The sequence below is a fragment of the Bordetella hinzii LMG 13501 genome, assembly GCF_001548475.1.
Classification (GTDB): Bacteria; Pseudomonadota; Gammaproteobacteria; order Burkholderiales; family Burkholderiaceae_B; genus Bordetella; species Bordetella hinzii.
The window spans coordinates 45,285-51,972 of the sequence record NZ_LRUJ01000036.1 but is presented as its reverse complement, the minus strand read 5'-3'; the positions used below and the strand labels follow the sequence as shown (position 1 = coordinate 51,972).

The window sequence follows — 6,688 nt, the reverse complement described above, 5'->3', positions numbered from 1 at the left end:
CTCCAGACCGCCTTGCCGACCCAGCGTCCCGCTCATGCGGCAACCGCCTTTGGATCCGTCACAACACCGCCTCGTTCCGGCCCGCACCACCGACTGCATTGCATTTGCGTTGCGGTCTGTGTTGCGAGGGGGCGAACTATAGCACAGAAAATTTTGGCGCGTCATGGCTTTGACACCTTTTTCTCGGAAAACCGCAAAAATCTTCTGGCCTCGCCCATTCTGCGTCCCCGGTTTGCGCGCCCTCCCCTATATATAGGGGGAGCATCCCAGGTGGCCGCCTATACATGCAGTTCGGTGGTCTCCTTGATTTGCTGCAGGGCGAAGAAGGATTTCATATCGACCACGGCCGGATGCAGCATCAGGGTATCCATGGCAAACCGGGAGAAGTGGGCCAGGTCCTGCACCTGGATGCGCAGCAGATAATCCATATCGCCGGACATGGCATAGCACTCCACCACTTCGGGCCAGAGCTGGACATCCCGATGGAAGTCGGCCATGGAGGCGTGGCTGCCGCCGACATGCTTGTTCAGGCGGATCGTCACATAGGCCAGCAGACCCAGGCCGACCTTGTCGGCATCGACCAGGGCCGCATAGCGTTTTATATAGCCTTGCTCTTCGAGCCGGCGCACCCGGCGCAGACAAGGACTGGGCGAGAGAGAGACACGGTCGGCCAGCTCCTGGTTGCTCAGCCTCCCATCGCGCTGCAATTCAGCCAGGATTCTGCGATCTGTCCTGTCCAATCCAGTTTCGGTCATATTCCACCCCAAATCATCAATTTTGCGCAATTGAATTGCCGATGATAGGACGTGTTCCGCCATTTTCGCAATCGGCTGCCGCGCCAAATGCCTAGAATTTGGCTTTTACATACCCCAAACTAAAGAGACAAGGGAGCGCAGCCATGAGCACGCAATTCCAGCCCTGGGACAACCCCATGGGCACCGCCGGCTTCGAATTCATTGAATACACCGCCCCCGATCCCATTGCCCTGCGCAAGGTGTTCGAGCTGCTCGGCTTCAAGGCCATCGCCAAGCACCGCCACAAGGACGTGACCCTGTATCGCCAGGGCGGCATCAATTTCCTGATCAATGCCGAACCGGATTCCTTCGCGCAACGCTTCGCCCGGCTGCACGGCCCGTCAATCTGCGCCATCGGTTTTCGCGTCGATGACGCGGCCCGCGCCTATAAGCGCGCGCTGGAGCTGGGCGCCTGGGGCTTCGACTCGCACAGCGGCCCGATGGAATTGAACATCCCCGCCATCAAGGGCATCGGCGACTCGCTCATTTACCTGGTGGACCGCTGGCGCGGCAAGAACGGCCATGGCGGCATCGGCGACATCAGCATTTATGACGTCGACTTCGAACCGCTGGACCCGGCCCACGCACAGGAAGACCTGACCCACGCCGGCGCCGGCCTGACCCTGGTCGATCACCTGACGCACAATGTGCACAAGGGCCGCATGGCGGAGTGGGCCGAATTCTATGAGCGCCTGTTCAACTTCCGCGAAGTGCGCTACTTCGACATCGAGGGCAAGGTGACGGGCGTGAAGTCCAAGGCCATGACTTCGCCCTGCGGCAATATCCGCATCCCGATCAACGAGGAAGGCACCGAAGAAAAAGGCCAGATCCAGGAGTATCTGGATCTCTACCGCGGCGAAGGCATCCAGCACATCGCGATGGCGACGGAGAATATCTACCAAACCATCGAGCAGCTGCGCAAAAACGGCGTTGTGTTCCTGGATACGCCCGACACGTATTACGAACTGCTGGACCGCCGCCTGCCGCAACATGGCGAAGACGTCGACCGCCTGCAGAAGAACCGCATCCTGCTGGACGGCGCGCCCGGCGGCGGCCTGCTGCTGCAGATCTTCACCGAGAACCAGATCGGCCCCATCTTCTTCGAGATCATCCAACGCAAGGGCAACGACGGTTTCGGCGAAGGCAACTTCAAGGCCTTGTTCGAATCGATCGAACTCGACCAGATGCGCCGCGGCGTGGTCAAGTCCGTAGACTGAGGCACAAAAACGACCAAGCCCCCGAAAGGGGGCTTGGGCTTTCCGCGCCCGCGCCTCAGCGCTTCAGGCGGTCATGGAATTGCTTGCGGAACTTCGCCACTTTCGGAGCGATCACGAATTGGCAATAACCTTGCTCGGGATGGAGCGCGAAGTAATCGCGATGATAGTCCTCGGCCGGCCAGAATCTCGCGGGCGCCAGCAGCTTGGTGACGATGGGCGCGTCATAGATATGCGCCGCGTTGACCTCGGCGATCACGGCCTGGGCCTGTTCCCGCTGGGCCTCGTCCTGCCAGAAGATGGCCGACTCATACTGCGGACCGACGTCATTGCCCTGGCGGCCGGGCGTGGTCGGATCGTGGGTGGCGAAGAATACGCGCAATAGATCGGCATAGCTCAGCTGCGCCGGGTCGAACTCCACGCGCGCCACTTCGATATGGCCGGTGTCCTTGTTGCACACCTGCTGATAGCTGGGATGATCGACGTGGCCGCCGGCATAGCCGGGCAAGACGCTTTCGACGCCGCGCAAGTCCTTGAACACCGCCTCGACGCACCAGAAGCAGCCGCCGCCCAGCACCGCGACCTCCATGCCGGGACGAGTTGGGGATTCAGACATGATGATTCCTTGAAATCAGGGTTTCTTGGCCGGCGCCAGCGTCAGTATCCATTGCGCCAGCTGCCTGGCCTCGTCGGGCGAGACCTGCGACTGTGCCGGCATGGGCACGGCGCCCCAGGCGCCGCGCCCGCCGTTGCGTATCTTGTTGGCCAGATAGTCGACCGCCTCGGGCTGCCCGGCATAACGCCCGGCCACGCTGCTCAGCGGCGGCCCTACCCGCTTGCTGTCCACCTGGTGGCAAGCCATACAGGCTTTGCTCTTGGCCAGGTCCAGGCCCGTGGTCTGCGCCTGGACCGAGGCGGCCAGCAGCAGCGCCGCGCCGCCCAGGACCCGTTTGAGATTCAAATACATAACGACGGAATTCCACGACAGAGGATACCGGCCGGAACAGCCCCGACCGCATGGATGGTAACCGAGAATGGGGCGCGGAACGAATCCCGCCGCGGGCAGTCTGTGCAACTGCGCTTGCCACGGATGACATCAGCGCCGGTTATCATCGAACAAATTCTTTCACAGACCGCCCATGCTTCAAGCACCTCAATTCGATCCCGTCGCCTTGCGCCTGGGTCCGCTGGCCGTTCATTGGTACGGCCTGATGTACCTGCTGGCTTTTGCCCTGGTCTATTTGCTGGGCCGCTACCGCATCAAGCGCGGTCAAGGCGGCAACCTGACGCCCAAGGATCTCGAAGACCTGATCTTCTACAGCGTGCTGGGCGTGGTGCTGGGCGGCCGACTGGGCTATGTGCTGTTCTACAAGCCGGGCTACTACCTCAGCCACCCGCTGGAGATCGCCTTCCTGTGGGAAGGCGGCATGTCCTTCCATGGCGGGCTGATCGGCGTCATCCTGGTGATGCTGTTCTTCGCGCGCAAGAAAGGCGTGAGCTTTTTTACCATCAGCGATTTCATCGCGCCGCTTATCCCCCTGGGCCTGGGCGCGGGACGCCTGGGCAATTTCATCAACGGAGAGCTCTGGGGCCGCCCGACCACGGTGTCCTGGGCAATGATTTTCCCGCAGTCCGGCGACAACCTGCCGCGCCATCCCTCGCAGCTCTATGAACTGGGCCTGGAAGGCCTGGTGCTGTTTGTGCTGCTGTGGTGGTTTTCGAGCAGACCGCGCCCTACCGGCCAGGTCAGCGCGATGTTCCTGATGGGCTACGGCGCTTTCAGGTTCCTGGTGGAATTCACGCGCGAGCCGGATAACTTCCTGGGCTTGCTGGCCGGCGGCATGAGCATGGGCCAGTGGCTGTCACTGCCCATGTTCCTGGCCGGCCTGGTGCTGTTCGTCCTTACTGCAAGACAATCGTCCCGCCAACCGTAACGCTGACGGTGACTTCGCCGGCTTCCAGGGGCACGCCCGGGGCCGGCGCCGACGCCGCATCGGACTTGGCCATCTGGGCCGCCATCATGCGCGGCATCGGGGCCGGCGCGCCGCCGCCGCCCAGCTCCAGCTTGGACAGGCGATAACCCGAGAACCCGAAAGCATTGGCCGCGGCCAGGGCGCGCTCCTTGAACGCCTGGGCGGCCTGGCTCAGCAGCTTGCGCTCCTCGGCTTCGCGGCCTTCGCGCGACAAGAGGAAAGAAATATTGGAGATGGCGGTCTTGTCGCCCAGCTTGGCGGCCAGCGCCGACGCTGCCTCGAAATCCTTGGACTCCAAAACTACCTCGCCCTGGCCCCGCCAGTTGACGATCTTGCCCTTGGAGTTGGTGTTGGGCCAGACGTTATAGCCGCCCGAGCGGACATCGATGCTCTTGGCGCCGCGAGCGCGCTTGACGACGTCATCCAGCGCCGCGGTCAGCCGCTTGCCGGCCGTGGCCTGGTCATTCGCTTCAATCTCGACCGACAGGCTGATGCGCACTGTGTCCTGCTTGACCTCGGAGGACGCCGAAGCCTGCAGGCTGAGTTCGGGCGCGGTGCGCTGCGCTTCGGCGGCGGCCGGGGCGGCGGTCTGCGCGAAGCTGGGCTGGGCCACGGCGAAGGCCAAGGTGGCGCAGCAGGCAGCCGCGATTCGGGTCAGCGAAAACGCAAAGGGTCGGTGCATGTGGAAACCTGTGAGAGGAATGACAGGAGAAGATCCGGGCGGGCCCGGCCCCGGGGCAGGCCGCGCTTCGAAGAAGCAGGCCTGCCGGGATAGATGCCCCGCGTGTGCCGTCTAGGCCGGCATCTCGAACCCTTAGGTTCAAGGTGGTCGCGATCCGAAGAGCATCGGGTTCGTCAGCAAAGTGACGATCACTCCAGCTCCACACTCCCGCAACCATTATGCCGATAGCATCGGTTCAGAGAATGTATGGCCAAGTCACGAGCACCGCAGGGACAAACTGACAACGCAGTGTCCAAGAAGGTTTGACTACGCTTAAATGAGCTTTTCCTGGCCCGACAAGGCGTCGTCGAGCATCAGGTTCATTTCTTCGATTCTACGCTTGAAGTCGCCGACTGCCAAACCGCCCAGCGGGCCGTCGGGGGCCTTCATGGCGAGCAGTTCTCCAGCGATCTGCAGGGCGGCCATCACGGCGATTCGCTCGTTGCTCGAGACTTTGCCGGTGCCCTGGATGCGCAGCATGAGGTGGTCCACATGGCGCACGGCGGCCAGGAGGACGGGCTTTTCTTCGGCTGAGCACGCGAGCGAATAGTCGCGGCCCAGGATAGAGACATCTAGGCGTTCCATCAGGCTTGTTCTCCCGCCGCGGCGCCAGGCAGGCGCGCCAGCACGGCGTCGATGCGTTCGCGGGCCGAGGAGGCGGCCAGGCGCAGCCGCTGCAATTCGGCCTCGCGCGCGGCGAGCGCCTGCTGCATCTCGCCTTCGCGCGTCGAGACCCGCGCCTCCAGCGCGAGGCGTTCGGCGGATTCGCGCGCCAGTTGTTCGCGCAGCGCCGCTTCGGCCTGTTGGGCCTCGGCCTTGTACAGGTCCAGGGCACCGGTATGGTCGCGCATCTGGTCCTTGAGGGCCTGGAGTTCGGCTTCGCGGTCGGCGCAGCGCTGTTTGAGCGCGCGCGCCTCGGCATCGCTGTCGTTCAGACGAATACGCAACGCATCGCGCTCGGCGTGCAGTTGCCGGGTGCGTTGCACCAATTGCCCGATGCGGGCGGCGAGTTGATCGAGGTCTTGCAGCATGGGCGCTATCGTAAACCATCCGGAACCGATTCGGGCCTCTTCACGCAAGCTGAGAAACACGGCAATATTCAGTACCACATGAAAGCTTTTTGCCAGACGACTGTCATGGCGAGAAAGGCAGAGGCATCCCGGCATGAGACCCCATGCTTTCGCCAAACTTTCTTAAAACTTTCAATAAGCTTTCAAACGCCCTTCAAACTGACGCCGCGGTTACAGAATAGACCCGGATCATCCCCTATTTGGCCCAAAACCGAGGGAAAACCCCAGTGTATCTGGTGTAGCCCAGGGTTTGCATGCGTGGTCCCCTCCATTACCATTCGGCCTTCAAAAAAGCGCAATTTCGCTTTCAACAAGGCGATCCAAGCTTTCAATAAGAACGAATGGCACCTCCAAGTGCCTTTTTTGTGCCCGTCGCCGCTGACCAACACCGGGGCGGGCTTTGCACCATATCTACACGCTGTAAAACAGGAGCCAACCAATCATGCAGCTACGCAATCGACAGGATTTCTGGTCGGGGATGATGTTCATCATCCTCGGACTGGGATTCTCCTGGCAGGCCAGCAGCTACCAAATGGGTACTGCGGCCCGCATGGGACCGGGGTACTTCCCCTTCTGGCTGGGACTCGTCCTTGCCTTGCTGGGCGCGATCGTCTTGATCGGCTCGCTTTCCAAGAAGGCCACCGAAACGCACGTCGACCGCTTCGACTGGCGCATTGTCTTCCTGGTCATTGGCTCCGTCGTCGTCTATGCCCTGGTGCTCAAGCTCCTGGGCGTCTATATCTCGGTCTTCCTGCTGGTCGTGCTCAGCAGCCTGGCGAGCCATGAGTTCAGCCTCAAGGTCGCGGTGGCCAACGGCATTTTCCTGGTGGTGTTCACGTACCTGGCCTTCATCAAGGGCCTGGGCCTGATCTTCCCGCTGTGGCCGTCGTTTATCTAAGGCTAGAGGAGAACACTC

At 61.9% G+C, this 6,688-nt stretch carries 9 protein-coding genes and 1 other RNA gene; 3 read left to right on the top strand and 7 right to left on the bottom strand.

What is annotated here, in order from left to right:
- Positions 1-278 precede the first annotated feature (278 nt).
- A complete protein-coding gene (locus tag AXA74_RS19340; RefSeq protein ID WP_029580309.1) occupies positions 279-755 on the bottom strand; it encodes an Lrp/AsnC family transcriptional regulator in 477 nt (158 codons plus the stop codon).
- Positions 756-898: 143 nt separating this feature from the next.
- On the opposite strand from AXA74_RS19340, the gene hppD reads away from it, so the two are divergent.
- Positions 899-2,011: a 4-hydroxyphenylpyruvate dioxygenase gene (gene hppD / locus AXA74_RS19335; RefSeq protein ID WP_029580308.1), complete on the top strand. Its 1,113-nt coding sequence runs from the start codon at positions 899-901 to the stop codon at positions 2,009-2,011.
- A 55-nt stretch (positions 2,012-2,066) separates the two neighbouring features.
- Here the strand turns inward: hppD and msrA are convergent, their stop codons facing one another.
- A complete protein-coding gene (gene msrA, locus AXA74_RS19330; RefSeq protein WP_029580307.1) occupies positions 2,067-2,624 on the bottom strand; it encodes a peptide-methionine (S)-S-oxide reductase MsrA in 558 nt (185 codons plus the stop codon).
- A gap of 15 nt (positions 2,625-2,639) precedes the next feature.
- Positions 2,640-2,975, bottom strand: coding sequence for a c-type cytochrome (locus tag AXA74_RS19325; protein ID WP_029580306.1), 336 nt, complete (start codon positions 2,973-2,975; stop codon positions 2,640-2,642).
- Between the two features lie 172 nt (positions 2,976-3,147).
- Here AXA74_RS19325 and lgt point away from each other — a divergent pair, with 172 nt between their 5' ends.
- Complete coding sequence (lgt, locus tag AXA74_RS19320) at positions 3,148-3,942, top strand: prolipoprotein diacylglyceryl transferase (RefSeq protein WP_029580305.1); 795 nt, start codon at positions 3,148-3,150, stop codon at positions 3,940-3,942.
- Here lgt and AXA74_RS19315 read toward each other — a convergent pair.
- The 4 genes from AXA74_RS19315 to AXA74_RS19300 all read right to left on the bottom strand — a co-directional run bounded on the left by AXA74_RS19315 (position 3,911) and on the right by AXA74_RS19300 (position 5,733).
- A complete protein-coding gene (locus AXA74_RS19315; RefSeq protein WP_029580304.1) occupies positions 3,911-4,663 on the bottom strand; it encodes an SIMPL domain-containing protein in 753 nt (250 codons plus the stop codon). The genes lgt and AXA74_RS19315 overlap by 32 nt on opposite strands.
- A gap of 91 nt (positions 4,664-4,754) precedes the next feature.
- A non-coding RNA gene (ssrS, locus tag AXA74_RS19310) (6S RNA) lies at positions 4,755-4,939 on the bottom strand.
- 36 nt (positions 4,940-4,975) lie between these two features.
- Entirely contained in the window at positions 4,976-5,287 is a 312-nt protein-coding gene (locus AXA74_RS19305; RefSeq protein WP_029580303.1) for a cell division protein ZapA, read from the bottom strand.
- Positions 5,287-5,733: a hypothetical protein gene (locus AXA74_RS19300; protein WP_029580302.1), complete on the bottom strand. Its 447-nt coding sequence runs from the start codon at positions 5,731-5,733 to the stop codon at positions 5,287-5,289. The genes AXA74_RS19305 and AXA74_RS19300 overlap by 1 nt, the downstream gene beginning before the upstream one ends.
- A gap of 481 nt (positions 5,734-6,214) precedes the next feature.
- Between AXA74_RS19300 and AXA74_RS19295 the strand changes: the two genes are divergently transcribed.
- Complete coding sequence (locus tag AXA74_RS19295; RefSeq protein WP_029580301.1) at positions 6,215-6,670, top strand: tripartite tricarboxylate transporter TctB family protein; 456 nt, start codon at positions 6,215-6,217, stop codon at positions 6,668-6,670.
- Positions 6,671-6,688 lie beyond the last annotated feature (18 nt).